General features: G+C 68.9%; 20 protein-coding genes and 1 pseudogene. 4 read left to right on the top strand and 17 right to left on the bottom strand.

The window, feature by feature from the left end; genetic code table 11:
• Positions 1 to 38 precede the first annotated feature (38 nt).
• The 5 genes and pseudogenes from DWG18_RS11275 to DWG18_RS11255 form a co-directional block, all read right to left on the bottom strand.
• On the bottom strand, positions 39 to 494 hold the full coding sequence (locus DWG18_RS11275) for an SRPBCC family protein (protein ID WP_115647279.1): 456 nt from the start codon (positions 492 to 494) through the stop codon (positions 39 to 41).
• Between the two features lie 31 nt (positions 495 to 525).
• Positions 526 to 1,074 (bottom strand): hypothetical protein, encoded by a 549-nt coding sequence (locus tag DWG18_RS11270; RefSeq protein WP_162823811.1) that lies wholly within the window; start codon positions 1,072 to 1,074, stop codon positions 526 to 528.
• A 26-nt stretch (positions 1,075 to 1,100) separates the two neighbouring features.
• Entirely contained in the window at positions 1,101 to 3,716 is a 2,616-nt protein-coding gene (gene acnD, locus DWG18_RS11265; RefSeq protein WP_115647277.1) for a Fe/S-dependent 2-methylisocitrate dehydratase AcnD, read from the bottom strand.
• A 187-nt stretch (positions 3,717 to 3,903) separates the two neighbouring features.
• Complete coding sequence (locus DWG18_RS11260; protein ID WP_115647276.1) at positions 3,904 to 4,407, bottom strand: VOC family protein; 504 nt, start codon at positions 4,405 to 4,407, stop codon at positions 3,904 to 3,906.
• A gap of 152 nt (positions 4,408 to 4,559) precedes the next feature.
• A pseudogene (locus tag DWG18_RS11255) lies at positions 4,560 to 5,039 on the bottom strand (fasciclin domain-containing protein); the annotation flags it as partial.
• Between the two features lie 318 nt (positions 5,040 to 5,357).
• Between DWG18_RS11255 and DWG18_RS11250 the strand changes: the two are divergent.
• Positions 5,358 to 5,948, top strand: coding sequence for a hypothetical protein (locus tag DWG18_RS11250; RefSeq protein WP_115647274.1), 591 nt, complete (start codon positions 5,358 to 5,360; stop codon positions 5,946 to 5,948).
• A 5-nt stretch (positions 5,949 to 5,953) separates the two neighbouring features.
• On the opposite strand, the gene DWG18_RS11245 is transcribed toward DWG18_RS11250, so the two are convergent.
• Genes DWG18_RS11245 through DWG18_RS11235 form a run of 3 tightly spaced genes read right to left on the bottom strand, consistent with a single transcriptional unit; the run spans position 5,954 to position 9,186 of the window.
• A complete protein-coding gene (locus DWG18_RS11245; protein WP_115647273.1) occupies positions 5,954 to 7,816 on the bottom strand; it encodes an ABC transporter ATP-binding protein in 1,863 nt (620 codons plus the stop codon).
• Between the two features lie 40 nt (positions 7,817 to 7,856).
• A complete protein-coding gene (locus tag DWG18_RS11240) occupies positions 7,857 to 8,369 on the bottom strand; it encodes a hypothetical protein (RefSeq protein WP_115647272.1) in 513 nt (170 codons plus the stop codon).
• A gap of 25 nt (positions 8,370 to 8,394) precedes the next feature.
• Positions 8,395 to 9,186, bottom strand: coding sequence for a lytic transglycosylase domain-containing protein (locus DWG18_RS11235; protein WP_115648152.1), 792 nt, complete (start codon positions 9,184 to 9,186; stop codon positions 8,395 to 8,397).
• A 162-nt stretch (positions 9,187 to 9,348) separates the two neighbouring features.
• Between DWG18_RS11235 and DWG18_RS11230 the strand changes: the two genes are divergently transcribed.
• Together DWG18_RS11230 and DWG18_RS11225 are read left to right on the top strand one after the other, a co-directional pair.
• Positions 9,349 to 10,689, top strand: a complete 1,341-nt coding sequence (locus tag DWG18_RS11230) for an amidohydrolase family protein (RefSeq protein ID WP_115647271.1) — start codon at positions 9,349 to 9,351, stop codon at positions 10,687 to 10,689.
• Between the two features lie 147 nt (positions 10,690 to 10,836).
• A complete protein-coding gene (locus DWG18_RS11225; RefSeq protein WP_115647270.1) occupies positions 10,837 to 11,247 on the top strand; it encodes an RcnB family protein in 411 nt (136 codons plus the stop codon).
• A 60-nt stretch (positions 11,248 to 11,307) separates the two neighbouring features.
• Here DWG18_RS11225 and DWG18_RS11220 read toward each other — a convergent pair whose 3' ends face one another.
• The 6 genes from DWG18_RS11220 to DWG18_RS11200 all read right to left on the bottom strand — a co-directional run bounded on the left by DWG18_RS11220 (position 11,308) and on the right by DWG18_RS11200 (position 16,217).
• Positions 11,308 to 11,670: a hypothetical protein gene (locus tag DWG18_RS11220; protein WP_115647269.1), complete on the bottom strand. Its 363-nt coding sequence runs from the start codon at positions 11,668 to 11,670 to the stop codon at positions 11,308 to 11,310.
• 16 nt (positions 11,671 to 11,686) lie between these two features.
• Positions 11,687 to 12,466, bottom strand: a complete 780-nt coding sequence (locus DWG18_RS11215) for a LytTR family DNA-binding domain-containing protein (protein ID WP_115647268.1) — start codon at positions 12,464 to 12,466, stop codon at positions 11,687 to 11,689.
• The gene (locus DWG18_RS11210) at positions 12,459 to 13,709 is read right to left on the bottom strand and encodes a histidine kinase (RefSeq protein WP_115647267.1); all 1,251 of its coding nucleotides are present in this window, start codon (positions 13,707 to 13,709) and stop codon (positions 12,459 to 12,461) included. The genes DWG18_RS11215 and DWG18_RS11210 overlap by 8 nt, the downstream gene beginning before the upstream one ends.
• A gap of 131 nt (positions 13,710 to 13,840) precedes the next feature.
• On the bottom strand, positions 13,841 to 14,371 hold the full coding sequence (locus DWG18_RS11205) for a GNAT family N-acetyltransferase (protein WP_162823810.1): 531 nt from the start codon (positions 14,369 to 14,371) through the stop codon (positions 13,841 to 13,843).
• 28 nt (positions 14,372 to 14,399) lie between these two features.
• Entirely contained in the window at positions 14,400 to 14,711 is a 312-nt protein-coding gene (locus tag DWG18_RS15315) for a hypothetical protein (protein ID WP_162823809.1), read from the bottom strand.
• A gap of 204 nt (positions 14,712 to 14,915) precedes the next feature.
• Positions 14,916 to 16,217: a sorbosone dehydrogenase family protein gene (locus tag DWG18_RS11200; RefSeq protein ID WP_115647265.1), complete on the bottom strand. Its 1,302-nt coding sequence runs from the start codon at positions 16,215 to 16,217 to the stop codon at positions 14,916 to 14,918.
• Between the two features lie 114 nt (positions 16,218 to 16,331).
• On the opposite strand from DWG18_RS11200, the gene DWG18_RS15310 reads away from it, so the two are divergent.
• Complete coding sequence (locus DWG18_RS15310; protein ID WP_162823808.1) at positions 16,332 to 16,610, top strand: type II toxin-antitoxin system HicB family antitoxin; 279 nt, start codon at positions 16,332 to 16,334, stop codon at positions 16,608 to 16,610.
• On the opposite strand, the gene DWG18_RS11190 is transcribed toward DWG18_RS15310, so the two are convergent.
• From DWG18_RS11190 to DWG18_RS11180, 3 genes are all read right to left on the bottom strand, one after another.
• Positions 16,611 to 17,354: a YafY family protein gene (locus DWG18_RS11190; RefSeq protein WP_115648150.1), complete on the bottom strand. Its 744-nt coding sequence runs from the start codon at positions 17,352 to 17,354 to the stop codon at positions 16,611 to 16,613.
• Between the two features lie 36 nt (positions 17,355 to 17,390).
• Entirely contained in the window at positions 17,391 to 18,038 is a 648-nt protein-coding gene (locus DWG18_RS11185) for a glutathione S-transferase family protein (protein ID WP_115647264.1), read from the bottom strand.
• 97 nt (positions 18,039 to 18,135) lie between these two features.
• On the bottom strand, positions 18,136 to 18,519 hold the full coding sequence (locus DWG18_RS11180) for a response regulator (protein WP_205289344.1): 384 nt from the start codon (positions 18,517 to 18,519) through the stop codon (positions 18,136 to 18,138).
• Positions 18,520 to 18,548 lie beyond the last annotated feature (29 nt).

Raw genomic sequence — 18,548 nt, 5'->3', positions numbered from 1 at the left:
GCGGGCTCGTCAAATGCGAAAACGTGGAAATGCGCGGATCAGGCGTCGGGAATGTTCGGTTCGACCAGACGCGCAAGCTGCTCGAGTGACTCCTGCCAGCCGAGGTAGCAGAACTCGACCGGAATCGCTGCCGGAAGGCCCGACTGCACGATCGACACATCGGTGCCGCACAGCACCGGCTTCAGCTCGACCGTCACTTCGATCGTGCCGGGCAGGTTCGGATCGTCGAAGCGATCCGTGTAGCGCAGGCGCTCATCGGGCACGAGCTCCAAATACTCGCCGCCGAAGGCTTCGACCTTGCCGGTGCCGAAATTGGTGAACGTCATGCGGAACGTGCCGCCGACGCGCGCGTCCATGTGCTCGACGTTCGCGACGAAACCGTAAGGCGGCAGCCACTTGCACATCGCGGCCGGCTCGAGGAAAGCGCGATACACCTTCGACGGCGGCGCGCGCAGCACGCGGTGGAGGCGGACGGTGCCGGTTGCTTCGGTCATGCCAAGGTCCTCGCTGACAGGGTGGGACTACTCAGAACGAAAGAGACATCTGCGGCCGCGGTTCCGGCGCACCGGTTAGCGGCCATCTCGCGAGTGTCTCGTACCGATAAGGTGTTTCGCGCGTGGCGACGAGTTCGACCGTGTCGATCGTCCACTCAACGGGCGCGATTGGCTTTTTCGGAAGAAGGTGGGGCCCGCGATAACTGGCGGTGATGTGCGGTGTGTGCCCGGCCCTTTCGTTGATGCCGTGCTTTTGGAGCGACGACCTCACGGCGCCGACGAGATCGGCGAAGCCACCGACCGACGCCGACGGTCGAATCACCCAGTCGAGACGCCGACCGTTCTGGCGCGGCCCGTCGATCTGTGCCAGCTGCATGGTTACGGGTGCGGCGACGAGTTCGTCGCCTGCCCGCATCATCGCGTCATGAATCTGTTGCACCTCAGACCACGCGTCACTTAACGACTGATGCCAGTTCGCGGTGGGAAACATCTCACCGCCGAGCATGGCGATGATGCCCGCGTCGACCAACGACTGATACAGGCGATCGACGACCGCCCGTGGCGGGCGCGCAATCAGCATCAGTCGGGGTTCGCGCGCCACCTGCGTTACGCCGCGCTCTGCGCGCCCTCCAGGAAATCGTTCGCGAAACGCTGCAGTACGCCACCCGCTTCGTAGATCGACACTTCCTCCGCCGTATCCAGCCGACACGTCACCGGCACTTCGAGGATGTTGCCGTCCTTGCGATGGATGACGAGCGTGAGCGTCGCGCGCGGCGTGCGTTCGCCGATGACGTCGAACGTTTCGGTGCCGTCGATGGCCAGCGTCTTGCGGTTGGTGCCGGCTTCGAACTCCAGCGGCAACACGCCCATGCCGATGAGGTTGGTGCGATGGATGCGCTCGAAACCTTCCGCCACGATTGCTTCGACGCCTGCGAGGCGCACGCCCTTCGCCGCCCAGTCGCGCGAACTGCCCTGGCCGTAGTCGGCGCCGGCGATGATGATCAGCGGCTGGTGACGCTGCATGTAGGTCTCGATCGCCTCCCACATGCGGGTGACCTGGCCTTCGGGCTCGACACGAGCCAGCGACCCCTGGCGCACGCTGCCGTCGGCGTCCACCACCATCTCGTTGAGCAGCTTCGGATTCGCGAACGTCGCGCGCTGTGCGGTGAGGTGGTCGCCGCGATGCGTCGCGTAGGAATTGAAGTCCTCTTCCGGCACGCCCATCTTCGCGAGGTATTCGCCCGCGGCGCTGTCGAGCATGATCGCGTTGCTCGGCGAGAGGTGGTCGGTGGTGATGTTGTCGCCGAGCACCGCGAGCGGACGCATGCCATGGAGCGTGCGTTCCCCAGCCAGCGCACCTTCCCAGTACGGCGGGCGGCGGATGTAGGTCGACATCGGGCGCCAGTCGTAGAGCGGCTTGACCGGGCCGGTGGTGTCGACGCGCACCGCGAACATCGGGCCGTACACGCGACGGAACTGCTCGGGCTTCACGTGCTCGCGCACGATCGCGTCGATCTCGGCGTCGCTCGGCCACAGGTCCTTCAGCGTGATCGGATTGCCCGCGGCGTCGACGCCGAGCACGTCCTTCTCGATGTCGAAACGGATGGTGCCGGCGAGCGCGTACGCGACGACCAACGGCGGCGATGCGAGGAACGCCTGCTTCGCATACGGATGGATGCGGCCGTCGAAATTGCGATTGCCGCTCAACACCGCAACGGCGTAGAGGTCGCGATCGATGATCTCGCTCTGGATCAGCGGATCGAGCGCGCCGCTCATGCCGTTGCAGGTCGTGCAGGCGAAACCGACGATGCCGAAACCGAGCGATTCGAGTTCCGGCAACAGGCCGGCTTCTTCGAGGTAGAGCTGCACGGCCTTGGAACCCGGCGCCAGCGAGGTCTTCACCCACGGCTTGCGCACGAGGCCTAGTTCGTTCGCCTTCTTCGCGAGCAGACCGGCCGCGATGACGTTGCGCGGGTTCGACGTGTTCGTGCAGCTGGTGATCGCGGCGATGATCACCGCGCCGTCCGGCATCAGCCCAGCGGCTTCCTGGACGCGCGCGAGGTCGAGGTTGCCGGCAATGCCGCGCTCGGCGAGATCGCTCGTCGGCAGGCGCTTGTGCGGGTTCGATGGGCCGGCCATGTTGCGCGTCACCGTCGAGAGATCGAACGTCAGCGTGCGCTCGTACTGCGCATCGGCCAGGTCGTCGGCCCACAGGCCCGCCGTCTTCGCGTACGTCTCGACCAGCGACACTTGCTGCTCCTCGCGGCCCGTCAGGCGCAGGTAGTCGAGCGTGTTGTCGTCGATGAAGAACATCGCCGCGGTGGCGCCGTATTCGGGCGCCATGTTCGAGATGGTCGCGCGGTCGCCGAGCGTCAGTGCGCGCGCGCCCTCGCCGCGGAACTCGAGATACGCGCCGACCACCTTGGCCTGGCGCAGGAACTCGGTGAGCGCGAGCACGATGTCGGTCGCGGTGATGCCCTCGTGCGGGCGACCCGTCAGCTCGACGCCGACGATTTCCGGCAGGCGCATCCACGACGCGCGGCCGAGCATCACGCTCTCGGCCTCGAGGCCACCGACGCCCACGGCGATCACACCGAGTGCGTCGACATGCGGCGTGTGCGAGTCGGTACCGACGCAGGTGTCCGGAAACGCCACGCCGTCCTTGACGTAGATCACCGGCGACATCTTCTCCAGATTGATCTGGTGCATGATCCCGTTGCCCGGCGGGATCACGTCGACGTTGCGGAACGCGTGCTTCGTCCACTCGATGAAGTGGAAGCGGTCCTCGTTGCGACGTTCTTCAATCGCGCGGTTTTTCGCGAATGCATCCGGATCGAAGCCGCCGCATTCGACGGCCAGCGAGTGGTCGACGATCAGCTGCGTCGGCACCACCGGATTGATCTGCGCGGGATCGCCACCGCGCTCGGCGATCGCGTCGCGCAGGCCGGCAAGGTCGACCAGCGCGGTCTGGCCGAGGATGTCGTGGCAGACCACGCGCGCCGGGAACCACGGGAAGTCGAGGTCGCGGCGGCGTTCGATCAGCTGTTCGAGATACGCCGACAGCATCGACGGATCGGCGCGGCGCACGATGTTCTCCGCGTGCACGCGCGAGGTGTAGGGCAGCGTCGCCCAAGCGCCGGGCTTGAGGGCGTCGACCGCCTCGCGGGCGTCGAACCAGTGCAGCGGCGTGCCGGGAAGCGGTTTGCGGTGGGCGGTGTTCATCGGGTGCGGAATCCGTGGAGGACGCCAGCGGCGGACGCATCGACGCGTCGCCGCGTGGCAGTCGGATCAGAAGACGGGCCGGTCGGGCCGGCAGATCGCCATTATCCCGCAGACGCGCGCGGGCTTCGGAAACCACGGTGGAACGCGGCGCCATGGCGATGGGACGCCACGGCCGAGCCCGCTGGCTTCAGTCGGCGTGGTCATAGGCCGCACGCAGCGGCGCGAGGTCGAGCCGGCGCATGGTGAGCATGGTGCGCATGACGCGCGCGGCGCGGGCGGGGTCGGCGTCGGTCAGCCAGTCGGGCAGCGACGCCGGCACCACCTGCCAGGACACCCCGAAGCGATCCTTGAGCCAGCCGCACTGCTGCGCCATCGGATCGCCGCCGCGCGTAAGCGCGGCCCAGTAGTGCTCGATCTCCGCCTGGCTGTCGCAGCGCACGACGAACGAGATCGACTCGTTGAAGCGGAACAGCGGCCCGCCGTTGAGCGCGGTGAAGCCCTGGCCATCGAGTTCGAACTCCACCGTCAACACGCTGCCCTTGGGCCGATTGGCGGCACGCGCCGAAGCGGCGTCGTAGCGCAGCACGCGGCTGATGCGGGAATTCGGGAAGATCTCGCAATACGCGGTCGCCGCCTCTTCGGCGGCGTCGGCGTACCAGAGGCAGGGCGTGATGCGGTGGACGAGTCCCATCCGGTGGCTCTCCTGTCGGCGGGTGCGAAGTGTCGCACCGCGGCGTTAGGCGAGTGTGCTTCGGCGTCCGGTCATCGCAAAAGACGCGGGGACGACGCGAACGCCGTCCCCGCGAACACCGCCGGCGACGAGGAGCCGGCGGCGGAGCACGCTTATGGCATCAGCACGGTGTCGACGACGTGGATCACGCCGTTCTTCTGCATGACGTCGGCGATCGTGACGTGCGACTGTCCGCCCTTCGCATCGGTCAGCACGATGCCGCCGGCGCCGTCGTCCTTCGCGGTCAGGGTCTCGCCCTGCACGGTCTTCAGCGTCGCGCTGCCGTTGCCGGCGGCGATCTGCTGCTTCAACGCGGCGGCATCGAGCTTGCCGGATACCACGTGGTAGGTCAGCACCTTGGTGAGGTCGGCCTTCTTGTCAGGCTTGAGCAGCGTGTCGACGGTGCCCTTCGGCAGCTTGTCGAACGCGGCGTTGGTCGGCGCGAACACGGTGAACGGACCCGCGCCCTTGAGCGTGTCGACCAGGCCGGCGGCCTTCACCGCCGCGACCAGCGTGGTGTGGTCCTTCGAATTGACGGCGTTGTCGACGATGTCCTTCTCCGCGTACATCGGCGCGCCGCCGACCATCGGGTTCTGCATCGGCATCGCGTCCGCCGCGGTTTCGGCGGATGCGGGCATCGGCGCGGTGGGTTCGGCCGGCACGGCGGTGTCGGCTGTCGTTGCCGCGGGCGCAGCGGCGTCCTCGGCGGCGGGGCGGCTGCACGCGGCGAGCGGCAGCGCAGCGATCAGCGCGAGACTGAGAATGCGGTAATTCATGGGGACGCTCCTGGACTGAGGGGGCGTGCCTCATCGGGCACCTCCAGCACTACGGCGCCGCGCCGGGTTCGGATGCACGGGTTCGACGAACGGCGCGTCGACCGCTAGGCTCGGCCGCAACCGCACGGAGGCTCCATGGACTGGCTCCAATTCATCGCGGCGATGACCGCGTCGCTGGCGTGGCCCTTCGCACTGATCGTGCTGTTCCTGCTCGTGCGACGCCCGCTGCTGGCGCGCGTTCCCGACCTCGAGATTCTGGAATGGAAGGACTTCCGCTTCCGGTTCGGTCGCCGCGTGCACGAGTTGGCGGCGCAGGCGCGACGCGAGCTGGTGGATGCGGACGCGGGCACGCCGCTGACGCTCGAGGGTGAAGACCATCGCCTGCAGCTGGCGGAGATCTCGCCGCGCGCAGCGATCCTCGAAGCGTGGATCGAACTGGAGGTTGCGGCGATGAACGCGCTGCGGCGTCGCGGGGTCGCGGTGACGCGTCAGGAGCTGCAGCAGCCGGCGCGACTCGCCGATGCGTTGATCAACGCGGACCTGCTCGACGCCAGCCAGGCGGACCTGCTGTCGCAACTGCGTCGCCTGCGCAATGCCGCGGCACATGCTTCCGATCCGAAGATCACGGTCGACACCGCGCGCGAGTTCGTCGGCACGGTGGCGGCCTTCGAACGCCTCATCGCAGCGCGCACCGACCTGGCGATGGCGGCGCAGGGCGGGGACTGACCGCCTCAGCGGTAGCCCGCCGCCTGCAGTTCGAACAGCTCGGCGTAGCGGCCGCGCTGCGCCATGAGTTCATCGTGCGTACCGGACGCCTCGACCTTGCCGCCGCCGAGCACGAGGATGCGATCGGCCATGCGCACGCTCGAGAAGCGGTGCGAGATCAGCACCGCGGTGCGGCCTTCGCTGAGTTCCTTGAAGCGCTGGAAGACCTCGTATTCGGCGCGTGCATCGAGCGCCGCGGTGGGTTCGTCGAGGATCATGACCTGCGCATCGCGCATGTAGGCGCGGGCGATCGCGATCTTCTGCCACTGGCCGCCCGACAGTTCGACGCCCGTGCTGAAGCGGCGACCGATCATCTGGTCGTACTGCTGCGGCAGCGCTTCGATGACCTCGTCGGCGAGCGCGCGGCGCGCGGACTCGCGGATGCGCGCCTCGTCGCCCATCGCTTCCAGTCGACCGACACCGATGTTCTCGCGGGCGGTGAGGTGATACCGCACGAAGTCCTGGAAGATCACGCCGACGTTGCTGCGCAGGTCGTCGAGGTCGTAGTCGCGCAGGTCGCGACCGTCGAGCAGGATGCGGCCTTCGTCGGGGTCGTAGAGACGCGCGAGCAGTTTCACCAGCGTGGTCTTGCCGGCGCCGTTCTCGCCGACGAGCGCCAGCACTTCGCCTGCGCGGAGTTCGAATTCGAGGCCGCGCAGCGCCCAGCGTTCCGCGTCGGGATAGCGGAAGCCCACGTTCTCGAACACGAAGCCGCGCTCGATCGGACGCGGCACCGGTGACGCATCGGGCGTGGAGGTGATTTCCGGTGCGATCTCGAAGAACGAGAACAGATCGTCGAGGTACAAGGCCTGGCCTGCGACCTGTGAGAAGCCGATCAGCAGGCCTTCGAGCAACTGGCGCAGGCGTCGGAAGCTGCCCGCCAGAAACGTGAGGTCGCCGATCGTGAAGTCGCCCTTGACCGTGCGCCAGACGATGTAGGCATACGCGACGTAATAGCCCAGCGTGCCCAGCGCCGCGAGCACCGTGCCCCAGAACGCACGCTTCGCTGCGAGCGCACGATTCGCCGCGTAGAACTTGTCGGCCAGCACGCGGAAGCGATCGATCAGGAAACGGTGCAGCCCGAAGATCTTGATCTCTTTCGCCGTCTCGACGCTGGCGCCGGTCTGGCGCAGGTATTCGAGCTGGCGGCGCTCCGGCGTCCACTGGAAGTTGAGCGAGTAACCGAGTGCGTTGAAGTGCGATTCGCCGACGAAGGCCGGCACCAGTGCGATGGCGAGCAGCACCATCAGCCACGGCGCATACGCGAGCAGACCGATCGCGAAGCTGATGACGGTGATCGCGTCCTGCGCCTGCCCGAACAGCTGGCTCAGCAGGTTCATCCGCCCCATGGTCTGGCGACGCGCGCGGTCGAGGCGATCCTGCAGGTCGGGGTCTTCGAAATCCTCGAGGTCCAGTGTCGCCGCGTGTTCCATCAGGCGGATGCTGGTCGCGTTGGTGAACAGCTCGGACAGCAGGCCGTCGACATAGCTGGCGGCGCGCGCCATCAGGTCGGAGACGACGGCGAGCGCGAACTCGCCGACCACGAGCAGGGCGAGGTGATGCAGCGCGCCACTGGCCCACAGCGTGCCCAGGTCGGCATGCGCACCGCCGACGGCGACCAGGTGGATCGCCTCGTCGATGATCAGCTTGCCGATGTAGAGCAGCGCAATGGGCGTGAGGGCCTGCACCAGTCGCAACACGAGGCTGGCGAGCGTCAATCGCGGGCTGGTCGCCCAGATCTGGCGCAGGAAAGGACGCAGGTTGCGCAGGGCGTCGACGCGTTCGCGGAACGGCATCGACGTGCGACGGGGCGTGGTCGGCGACGGCATCGCGCCATTGTCGATACGCGCCGTGAAGCGGGTGCCAGCTTCAAACGGTGATGCGGACGGCGACGACGGCGGCGGCGATCAGGGCCAGCACGGCGAGTGTCGGCGCGGCGATGCGCACATCCGCGCGCGACGGCATCGCTGCGCCGAACAGCGTGCCGGCGATCCATGCATGCACCGCGATCCACGCCCCGCGTGCGTCGGCGAGGAACATGACGATCCAGGCCACTGCGCCCGGTAACAGCAGCAAGGGCGCGAGGGCGATCGGGCCGGCGCGCCACCACGGTGCACGGAAGGCGACGGAACCGAGACGCCATCCGGTGGGCGTCCGCTCCGGCCACAAGCGCGGCACTTGCGGCCGCGCGGCGAGCAGCAAGGCGACGATGTAGTGCGCCAGTTCGTGCGCGAGCGTGCCGGGCAGCGCGAAGGCCGCGTACAGCCACAAGCCGAATCGACGTGCGACCCGCTGCAGAAGAAGCACGGCGATGACCGCGCACCACGCGACGACGGGCACGTCGGCGAGCGCATTGCGCAGCGAGTCGAGGTCGAAGGTCACCCGCGCAGTATGCGGGCGCGTCGCATCATTCCGCCGCGCGCAGGATCTCGGTGCCGTCGAGCGTCTTCGGCGTCTTGCCGAGTGCGGTGCGGTAGCGCGTGTATAGCGCCTCGACCTTGGCAAGGTACTGCTGCGTTTCGCGGTAGGGCGGCACCCCGCCGTAATGCGCGACCACGCCGGAGCCCGCGTTGTACGCCGCCGCGACCATGCGCAGATCGCCGCGGTAGCGCGTCGCGAGCTGACGGATCATGCGCGCCGCGGCCTCGATGGACTGGTCGGGCGACGTCGGATCGGCACCGTATTCGCGCGCCGTCTCCGGCATCAGCTGCATCACGCCGACTGCGCCCTTGGGCGACACCGCGGCCGCGTTGAAGCCGCTCTCGGCATGGGCAATGGCGCGCAGGTAGGCGTCGTCGACACCCGTCTTCTTCGACGCCGCCTTGAACTGCTTGGCGAAGCGATCGATCTGCGGCTTGCCGACCTGGCCGAGGCCTGCATGCGCCGGCTCACCCGGCGGCGTTTCGACGGTGAACGACAGCACCTTCGTCGAGCCGGGCAGCTTGCGCGTGCTGTAGACGGTCTTGCCGTCCTGCTGGCGTTCGTAGAGGTTGCCCTTCACCACGCCGAGCGCGCCCCAGAGGTTGGGCACTTTCACCGCGTCGTCGGCGATGGTTTTCGCTTCGCACTTCGAGCCGGGTTCTGGCGCCGTCGCGAGGCTCACCGTCGCATTGCGTACGCAGCGATACACCGTGCGCGCCTGCACCTGCGGCGCGAGCAGCAGGCAGGCGAGAGCGGCGGTGGCGGCGAGGCGACGCATGGCGCGCATCCTAGTGGTCGCGCATGAACCCGGGATGTGCCCGAGGTCAGGGGGACGTTGGGAGGACGCCTCCGGCGGAACGGGAAATCAGCGACCGCCGGCACAGGCAGGCCACGGCCGCTTCTGCCTACACTCGGGTCTTTCCGCCCGACAGGTCCCTGCATGAAGCTCCGTCTTGCACCGCTGTTCGCCGGTCTCGCCTCCGCGGGCCTTCTCGTTACCGGTCTGTTCGCCGCGTTCGCCGGCCATGCGCAGGCGCCGACCACGCCCCCCGCGGTGCGGCCGGTGGTGCTGAAGGCCGCCCACCTGTTCGACGGTCGCAGCGGTCGCATGGTCGAGAACGGCATGGTGCTGGTGCAGGGCGAACGCATCGTCAGCGCGGGCGCCAACGTCGCGGTCCCCGATGGCGCCCGCGTGATCGACCTCGGCGACGCGACGTTGCTGCCGGGCTTCATCGACGCGCATACGCACATCGCCGACGACCACGACGACGACTGGGCTGCGGGCATCTACAACGGGATGATGCGGTTCCCCGCCGAGCAGGCCTTCCACGCGCAACGCAATGCGAAGGTCACGCTCGACGCAGGCTTCACCACCATCCGCGTGCTCGGCGCCGGTGATTTCATCGATGTCGCGCTGCGCAATGCGATCAACGGCGGTTACGCGACTGGCCCGCGGATGATCGTCGCCGGTCACGCGATCGGCTCGACCGGCGGGCATTGCGACAGTTCGCCGTATCCGCCGACGCGCGTGATCCCCTCGACACCGATGGAAGGGGTCTGCAACGGCGCGGAGCAGTGCCGCGAAGCCACGCGCCTGCAGATGAAGTACGGCGCGGACGTCATCAAGATCTGCGCGTCGGGCGGCGTGCTGAGTGAATCCGATCCGGTCGACGTGCCGCAGCTCACGCCGGACGAACTCAAGGCGATCATCTCCGAAGCGCACAACTGGGGCCGCAAGGTCGCCGCGCACGCGCATGGCGATACCGCGGCGCGGCTCGCGATCGAAGCCGGTGTCGATTCCATCGAGCACGGCAGCTTCCTCAAGCCCGAAACGCTGCAGCTGATGAAGCAGAAGGGCGTCTACCTGGTGCCGACGCGCACCACGCTGCTGTGGACCGAGTCGAAGCTCGCCGGTTATCCGCCGAAGATCGCGGGCAAGGCGCATGCGGCGTACACGTCGCACGAGCAGATGCTGCGCAATGCGATCCGCATCGGCACGCCGATCGCGCTGGGCACCGACGCGGCGGTATTCCCGCACGGCCTCAACGGTCGTGAGTTCGGCGACTACGTCGACGTCGGCATGTCGCCGGCGGCGGCGCTGATGACCAGCAGCATCGGCGCGGCCACGCTTCTCGGCGTCGAGAAGGATGTCGGCACGCTGGAGGCGGGCAAGTACGCCGATGTGGTCGCGGTGCCGGGCAACGTGCTGACGGACATCCGCGCCACCGAGCACCCGGTATTCGTGATGAAGAACGGCCAAGTGGTGCGCGGGGCCGAATGACGGTGCGACGCCGTGCAGGCGGATGGCATCGCCGCCTGCACGCGCACGTCACCATGCTGAGCCGACGCGGTACGGCGCTGGCGATTTCCATGACAGGTTCAGCCCGCCACCGCTAGCGTGTCGGCGTCCAACGAGGAGAGACCGAACATGATCCGTATGTCCCCGCTCGTCCTGATCGCTTCGCTGTTGCTCGCCGGCCCCGCGCTGGCCGACCCGGGTCATGGCAAGGGCCACGGCAAGGGTCACGGGCACGAGGCCGTCGAAGGCATCCGCATCGGTGAGCCGAATCCCAACGGCCCCTGGCACGACCGCGACGACCATCGCCCCGACTACCACCACGACAAGGGACGTCACCTCGGCCAATACAAGAAGTGGGCGCGCGGTGAGCGCCTGCCGATGACCTACGTGGTGCCGCGCTACTACGTCACGAATTACACCGTCTACCGTCTGGCGCCGCCGCCGCGCGGCATGGTGTGGGTGCGCCCGTACCCCGACTCGCGCGACGTCTACCTGGTGCAGACGGCGACCGGCCTGATCTCGCGCATCCTTGGCATCTGATCCGCGCTTTAACCGACGCCACCACGAGCCCCGCATCGCGGGGCTCGTTTCGTTCCGGGCCTAGGAATCAGTGGCCCAGCGCGTCGCTCGCACTGCAGGCGACATCGCCTTCGGCGGGGCTGACGCACAGCCGGAACGTGTGCAGGCCGGTGACCTGGCGCGAATCACCCGCGGCGACGTCGTAACGGCTGGCATGCGTCGCACAGGGCTGGCCCAGATCGCAGCCGCGCGGCAATACCAGGTAATGGCAGGCCCGCTCGCACTACGCACGCAGTCGAAGCGGGCGACGCCGTCCTGCACCGTCGCACGGCTGAAGAGCACGTCGGCGCCGGTGCCGACGATGCGATGCACCACCGTGTCGCGGCCGCCATCGCAGCCGATCAGCGAGGCAAGGAAAGCGAACAGCGCGAACAACTTGTCCATGACGACGTCTCCGTGATCAGTTCGGTCGGAACAGCGCCATGAACGGCGCACTGACCGTCAGCGTTTCGGGACGTCCGCGCAGGCGCAGCGTGCCGCGCCCGGTGTCGTCCCGCGTGATGCCCGCCACCGCTTTCATGTTGACGACGGTCGAGCGGTGGATCTGCTTGAAGGTGTTGGCATCGAGTCGCGCGAGCAGTTCGCGTAGCGACGTGCGCAACAGCGACTCGCCATCGGCGGTGACCACCGTCGTGTACTTGTGGTCGGCGCGGAAGTAGGCGACTTCGTCGATGAGGATCAGCCGCGTTTCGCGTCCCGCGCTGGCCGTGAGCCACGTCAACGGCTCCGGCGCGCTGGGTTCGCGCGGCAGCACCGGGCCGAGGCGCGCGAGCAACGCGGCCAGCGCCTCATCGCGCCCCTGGCCCAGGCGCGACTGCAGACGTTCGACGGTGGCGTCGAGGCGTTCTGGCGTCACCGGCTTGAGCAGGTAATCCACCGCGCCCCGTTCGAACGCGGCGATCGCGTGCTGGTCGTACGCGGTGACGAACACGATCTGGGTCTGTGGACTGGCTTCGGCAGAGGCCGCGGCGACTTCGAGGCCGGTGAGGCCGGGCATGCGGATGTCGAGGAATGCGACGTCGGGCTGATGCTCGGCGATCGCTTCCAGCGCGCTGGCGCCGTCCTCGCATTCGGCGATGACGCGCAGCGCCGGCCAGGCGCGCTGCAGTTGCGCGACGATCGCGTCGCGCAGCAGCGTTTCGTCTTCGGCGACGACGCAGGTGGGGATCGACTCAGTCATGGCGCACCGTCTCGCGTTCGGCCGGCACGGTGAGCGTGGCGGCGACGCCGGCCGGGAAATTCGCGACCACGGCGAGCGAGGCCGCGCCGTCGAACGCCAGCTTCAGTCGTTCGCGCACGTTCTTCAGGCCAATGCCGGTGCCGTTGGTCTTGCCGCCGAGCCCTTCGCCATCGTCGGCGACGGTGATCGCGACGGTGTCGTCGGCGCGGCGTGCGCGGATCCACACCGTGCCGCCGCCGGTACGCGGCTCCAGGCCGTGCTTGATCGCGTTCTCCACCAGCGTCTGCAGCATCATCGCGGGCAGCTTCGTCGCGCGCAGCGATTCGGGCACGTCGACCTGCACGTCGAGGCGATTGCCCATGCGCACTTTCATGATCTCGAGATAGGCCAGCGCGCGTTCGAGCTCGGCGCCCAGCGTGGATGGCGAATCCTCGGTACGCGGCAGCGAATGACGCAGGTACTGGATCAGATGGCCGAGCATTTCCTCGGCACGCGCCGGGTCGCTGCGCGTCAGCAGTTGCGCACTCGCCAGCGTGTTGTAGAGAAAGTGCGGTTCGACCTGCGCATGCAGCAGGTTGAGCTTGGCGACGGTCAATTCCTTCTCGGTCGCGGTGCGCACGGCGGCCATCTGTTCGCCACGGCGCGCGTCGGCGACGCGGCGCGTGATCGCGCGGGTGATCGCTTCGGCGTTCTCGAGGTTGGTGCCGTCGTCGACGAAGAACCAGTCGCTCCACGCGCCCACCTGCGGCTCGCAGATGAAGGTGACGCTGCCGGTGTCGGCAGTGGGCGTCACCGTCGCGCGGATCTGGTTGTGCTGCGTGCCGAAACCCGACAGCGGATTCCAGCGGCCGAGCGCGCTCTGCGTATAGCTGTCAGGGCGATTCACCTGCGCGCGGATCTGCAGGCTGTCGCGTGCGCTGAGCACCGTTTCGATGCCCGGAAGTTCGCGGATGGCGGCGTCGAGCAGGTCGAAGGCCTGGCCCGCCTCGAACGGGATCTCGATCTGGCGACGATGGCGGTTGCCGAGCGCGCCGCCATCGACGTGCCCGGCAATCAGGCGCACGCGGCGCAGGTGCGAGAACGCGCCGGCGACGACGAACGCCATCACCACCATGCCCAGCGCGACCGGCGGGAAGTCCCAGCGTCCGATCAGCGGAATGCCGGACCAGAAGCCCACGAACAGCGCCGACGCGAGTGCCCAGGCGATCGCGATGCGAATGACGAAGACGAGGCTCTTGAACACGGGGCGATTCCGGCAGGCGATGCGGCGAGGATAAGGACGCCGTGCGCGCCGTCGAGCGCTCTGCGACGGACCGGGGATTTCGCGGATCGAACCTGCGGATCGCGGCGTCGGGCGCGGCCGGGCCCGCTGCGTCAGGCGGCGTCGATGCGCCGCTGCATGATCCAGTCGTCGAGCGGATCGTCGCCGACGACGAAGGTCGTGGTGCCGACGATGCGGAAGCCGGCGCGCTGGTAGACGGCGATCGGTCCGGGTGCGCGCTGCCAGACGCTGAGCCAGAGCCCGTCGGCGCCGCCACGGCGCGCGGTGTCGAGCGCGATGTCGAGCAGGCGACGCCCGAGGCCGCGGCCGATCGCGGCGGTGGTCAGGTAGATGCGGTGCAGCTGCGCGGGCCGGAGGAGATCGACTTGGGGCGGTGGCGTCGACGGCAGGCGCACCTGCAGCACGCCCAGCCACTCGTCATCGTGCTCGACCACCCAGGCCGGATGGGCGGGATCGTCGAGCTCCCGGGTCTGCTGCGCGACGCCGAACGCGTCGTCGAGGTAGGCCTCGACATTCGCCGGTGCGCTGCAGTCGGCATAGGCCTCGACGAACAGGCGGCGCAGCAGCGCGGCAAGGCGCGCGGCCTCGTGGCGTTCGATGCGGCGGATGACCGGCGCCGTCATGCGCGGCGCGCGATCGCGGCGCTGCGGATCAGGCGGCACGCGCCTCGGACCCGCCGTCGTCGCCTTCGAACGAAGGCGCTGCGCGGTAGGCGGGATCCTTGCGGTCGGCCGGGCGCACCGTGAGGCTGCGGCAGCCGACGACGCGGCCTTCGCGGCCGATGACCGCATAGCCCTTCTCGTCGTGCGCTACGAATACGTTGGCGGGTTCGCCGCGGACGAACAGCAGGCGCCAGCCCAGGTATTCCAGCCAGCTCAGCTTCGCGCGCTGGGCGATCGTCAGGCGGCGACGGAGCTCGGGGACCGGCAGCGGCCGGCAGCGGCGGCGATCGTAGATGAGCATGGCGGCATCCTGCGCGGAGGCGTAACGGTATGCGGGCAACGTTTCGGCCACGTGACGCCGGCCGTGGGCGTTTATGCCAGAGCGGCGCGGCCCCGCCGGGCCGCCACGCACGCGCGGCGGCGGACGGCACGACGGGGCGGATGGGCGGTCGTCCCATGCGCCGGCGCCCGGCCGTCCTGCTGCGGTCGCAGCGAGCCCGTGCGATCAGCGCGACGGGCTCACCCGCCAGATCGCGTTGCCGACGTCGTCGGCCACCAGCAGCGCGCCGTCCCGCGCGATCGCGACACCGACCGGTCGGCCGCGTGCATTGCCCTCCGCGTCGACGAAGCCCGCGAGTACCTCGCGCGGCGCGCCCTGCGGGCGGCCGTCCACGAGCGGCACGAACACCACGTCGTAGCCGGACAGCGGCGTGCGGTTCCACGAGCCGTGCCGGCCGACGAATGCGCCGTCGCCGAAGGTGGGTTGGAGTGTCGCCGACGTGTTGAACGTGAGACCCAGCGGCGCGACGTGATTGCCGAGGCCGTAGTCCGGCACGCGTGCGGCGGCGACGCGATCGGGGCGTTCCGGCGACACGCGCGCGTCGACGTGTGCGCCCCAGTAGCTGTACGGCCAGCCGTAGAAGGCGCCTCGCTCGACCTGCGTCAGGTAGTCGGGCACCAGGTCATTGCCGAGTTCGTCGCGTTCGTTGACGACCGCCCACAGCGTCGACGTGCCGGGCTGCCATGCAATGCCGACCGGATTGCGCAGACCGTCGGCGAACACGGTCGTCGTGCGCGCACGCGGATCGATTTCGAGAATCGCCGCGCGCGAGGCTTCGACCGCCATGCCGTTCTCGCCGACGTTGCTGTTCGAACCCACGCCGACGTAGAGCCGCGTGCCGTCGGGCGACGCGACGAGGCTCTTCGTCCAGTGGTGGTTGAACTCGCCGGTGGCGCCGGGCAGATCGACGACATGCTCGGGCGTCGCGTCGATGCGCGTGGCGCCGGCGGCGTACGGCACGCGCACCAGCGCGTCGGTATTCGCGACGTAGAGCGTGTCGCCGACCAGCGCCATGCCGAACGGCGAGTGCAGACCGGAGAGGAAATCGCTGCGCAGCTCCGCGCGGCCGTCGCCATCGGCGTCGCGCAACAGCACGATGCGCTCGGGGCTCGGCACGCCCGCGCCCGCCTTCGCCATCACGTGCTTCATCACCCAGCCCTTGATGCCGCGGATACCGCTCTTGCCGGCCGGGCCATTGCTTTCCGCCACCAGCACGTCGCCGTTGGGCAGCACGTAGAGCCAGCGGGGGTGGTCGAGCCCCGTCGCGAGCGGTGTGACCGCCAGCCCGGGCGCGGGCGTCGGCATGGCGCCGGCAGGCCAGTGGACGGCGGGCGCGATGTCGACGTGGGGAATGAGCGCATGGTGCGGCGCCGGCAACGCGGGCGACGGGCCGGTGCCGGGGTCCTGCGCGCGTGCAGCGCCGCAGGCGACGAGGACCGCGCACGCGATCGCGAACCGAAGGGGCATGAGGGTGATTCCGCACGGGATCGCCACAGGCTCCGGGCACCAATGTCGCGATCCCGCGAACGCGGGGCGGCTTGTTCACAGCCGCTTCGCGGCACCGCTCGGATAGTGCGCCGCATGCAATATTTCGCCTTCGTCGAACGCGACGCGAACCGCCACTACTCGGTGACGCTGCCCGACTTCCCGGGCTGCGTGACCGAAGCGGACAGCCTCGTCGGCATCACCGAAGCCGCGCAGCACGCCGCCTCCGCGCACCTCGCGGCCTGCGTGACGCCGCTGGGAAAACCCATGCGCGCGGAGATGCTGCCGCCGTCGTTCGAAACGCGCGAAGGCTACTGGATGCTGGTCGATCTCTCGCCCGTGATCGCCGCATATCCGCCCGGCGTGGGCTGGTGATCAGGCGAGCGCGTTCGGCGGACTGACACGCGGCTCAGTCGATGCCGCGAACGCGGGACGTCGACGCACTTCCCGCAGCAACGCCGCCAGATTGCGCGACGGATCGTCGACGACGATTTCGCCCGTCGCGTTCATTGCGACGATGCGATTGAGCCGGAACTGGCGAAACGCGCCGCGCAGGCGACACCACGCGCCCAGCGTCCACGAACCGCCCCAGAACACGATGCACAGCGGCTCGACCTCGCGCGTGGACGCATCGCCACTCTCGTCGCGGTAGTCGAGCTGCAGGACGCGATGCGCGGCGATCGCTTCATTGAGGCGATCGAGCAGCTCGCCGAATTCACGGCTGAGTTCGCCACGCCATTCCGGCGCCATGATCGCCGCACGCTCCGCACAGGCGCGGATGCGTTCGGGAATCGAAGCCTCGATCTTGACCAGTGCGCGCGCTGCACTCTCGCTTAGGCGGTTGCCGGCGAACGCACGCGCGAGGCGGATGCCGACGACGACCGCTTCGATCTCGTCCTCGTCGAACATCAGCGGCGGAATGTCGGCGCCGTGGCGCAGCACGTAGCCGACACCGGCTTCGCCTTCGATCGGCACACCCGAGCGCTGCAGGTCGGCGACGTCGCGGTACACGGTGCGCAGCGAGACGCCGAGCGTGTCCGCGAGTTCGCGCGCGAGCACCGCGCGGCGACGGCCGCGCAGGGCGTTGACGAGCAGGAACAAGCGGTCGGCGCGGCGCATCGCCGGATTGTAGCGATGCGCCGGCATCGTCCCGGCTCAGGCCGTCGCGGCCTCGCGACGCGCGGCCTGCGCCGCCGCATGCTCGGTGTCCAGCGCGGTCGCGCGTTGGATCTCAGGGCGCGAGGTCACGCGGTCCACGTAGTCGCGGAAGACCGGCTCATCCGGCACCAGCTTGAATGCGAGCGCCCAGCGCAGCGCGGTGCCCCAGAGCACGTCGACCGCGGTGAAACGCTCGCCGAGCATGTACGGACCCTTCGACAGCTGCGTCGCGATGGCTTCGACCACCGCGTCGTAGTCGCCGTACGGCGAACTCATGGCCGGGCCCGCTGCGACGCCGCGCGAGCGGTCCGTGATCGCCGGCTCGAAGCAGGCGGCATAGAACACCGCCCAGCGCAGATAGGGGCCGCGCAGCGGGTCGTCGAGCGCCGGCGTCAGGCCACGATCGGCATAGAGGTCGGCGAGATAGATCAGGATGGCGACCTGCTCGGTCACCACCGCGTCGCCGTGGCGGATCGCCGGCACCTTGCCGAGCGGATTCACCGCCAGATAGTCGGGGCGGCGTTGCGTCCCTTCGATCAGATCGAGCGGGTGCAGGTCGTAATCCGCGCCGAGTGTTTCCAGCAGGGCGAGCGTGCAGGCCGCACGCGAATGCGGGGCGTAGAAGAAGGTGATCCGTCGCGACATGGGAAGGCTCCTGGCCGGTGGCGGACGCGTGGCGCGTCACGGACCCAGTCTCGGCGCCTCCTGCTGACAGCGTGGTGTCAGCAGACTTCCTCCCGCGTCAGGCGACGCGGCGGGGCGGCGTGTGCGCGAGCTCCAGCACGGCGTCGTGGAAATGGCGCACGCCGAACGGTTTGCGGCAGATCGGCACGCGCGCGAAACGCTCGGGCAGGCTCGCCGGTTCGTTCGCGGTCGCGAACAGGAACGGGATGCCGCGCGCGAGCAGCGCATCGGCCACGGGATACACCACCTGCTGGCCGAGGTTGACGTCGAGCACCGCGGCATCGATCTCGGGCACGCGCTCGACCAGCGCGAGCGCGTCCTCGACGGTCGTCACCGGGCCGAGCACCACCGCGCCGAGGTCGCCCAGCGCTTCGGCAAGGCCGATCGCGAGGACGAATTCGTCCTCAACGAGCAGCAGTCGCAGGCCTTCGATCCCGTCCATCGTCCCAACATCAAGCGCCCCACCCGGGC

The organism is Lysobacter sp. TY2-98, assembly GCF_003367355.1.
GTDB lineage: Bacteria > Pseudomonadota > Gammaproteobacteria > Xanthomonadales > Xanthomonadaceae > Cognatilysobacter.
Note: the sequence above shows the minus strand (reverse complement) of the source record. Positions and strands in the feature narration are given on the sequence as shown.

Excerpts from the sequence above, each read along its gene's own strand:
- DWG18_RS11230 (WP_115647271.1), top strand. The coding sequence starts at position 9,349 with ATGAAGCTCCGTCTTGCACCGCTGTTCGCCGGTCTCGCCTCCGCGGGC.
- DWG18_RS11205 (WP_162823810.1), bottom strand. The coding sequence starts at position 14,371 with ATGACGGCGCCGGTCATCCGCCGCATCGAACGCCACGAGGCCGCGCGC.
- DWG18_RS11215 (WP_115647268.1), bottom strand. The coding sequence starts at position 12,466 with ATGACTGAGTCGATCCCCACCTGCGTCGTCGCCGAAGACGAAACGCTG.
- DWG18_RS11225 (WP_115647270.1), top strand. The coding sequence starts at position 10,837 with ATGATCCGTATGTCCCCGCTCGTCCTGATCGCTTCGCTGTTGCTCGCC.
- DWG18_RS11260 (WP_115647276.1), bottom strand. The coding sequence starts at position 4,407 with ATGGGACTCGTCCACCGCATCACGCCCTGCCTCTGGTACGCCGACGCC.
- DWG18_RS11190 (WP_115648150.1), bottom strand. The coding sequence starts at position 17,354 with ATGCGCCGCGCCGACCGCTTGTTCCTGCTCGTCAACGCCCTGCGCGGC.
- DWG18_RS11270 (WP_162823811.1), bottom strand. The coding sequence starts at position 1,074 with ATGCTGATTGCGCGCCCGCCACGGGCGGTCGTCGATCGCCTGTATCAG.
- DWG18_RS15315 (WP_162823809.1), bottom strand. The coding sequence starts at position 14,711 with ATGCTCATCTACGATCGCCGCCGCTGCCGGCCGCTGCCGGTCCCCGAG.
- DWG18_RS15310 (WP_162823808.1), top strand. The coding sequence starts at position 16,332 with ATGCAATATTTCGCCTTCGTCGAACGCGACGCGAACCGCCACTACTCG.
- DWG18_RS11245 (WP_115647273.1), bottom strand. The coding sequence starts at position 7,816 with ATGCCGTCGCCGACCACGCCCCGTCGCACGTCGATGCCGTTCCGCGAA.
- DWG18_RS11250 (WP_115647274.1), top strand. The coding sequence starts at position 5,358 with ATGGACTGGCTCCAATTCATCGCGGCGATGACCGCGTCGCTGGCGTGG.
- DWG18_RS11180 (WP_205289344.1), bottom strand. The coding sequence starts at position 18,519 with ATGGACGGGATCGAAGGCCTGCGACTGCTGCTCGTTGAGGACGAATTC.
- DWG18_RS11220 (WP_115647269.1), bottom strand. The coding sequence starts at position 11,670 with ATGGACAAGTTGTTCGCGCTGTTCGCTTTCCTTGCCTCGCTGATCGGC.
- acnD (WP_115647277.1), bottom strand. The coding sequence starts at position 3,716 with ATGAACACCGCCCACCGCAAACCGCTTCCCGGCACGCCGCTGCACTGG.
- DWG18_RS11235 (WP_115648152.1), bottom strand. The coding sequence starts at position 9,186 with ATGCGTCGCCTCGCCGCCACCGCCGCTCTCGCCTGCCTGCTGCTCGCG.
- DWG18_RS11200 (WP_115647265.1), bottom strand. The coding sequence starts at position 16,217 with ATGCCCCTTCGGTTCGCGATCGCGTGCGCGGTCCTCGTCGCCTGCGGC.
- DWG18_RS11275 (WP_115647279.1), bottom strand. The coding sequence starts at position 494 with ATGACCGAAGCAACCGGCACCGTCCGCCTCCACCGCGTGCTGCGCGCG.
- DWG18_RS11185 (WP_115647264.1), bottom strand. The coding sequence starts at position 18,038 with ATGTCGCGACGGATCACCTTCTTCTACGCCCCGCATTCGCGTGCGGCC.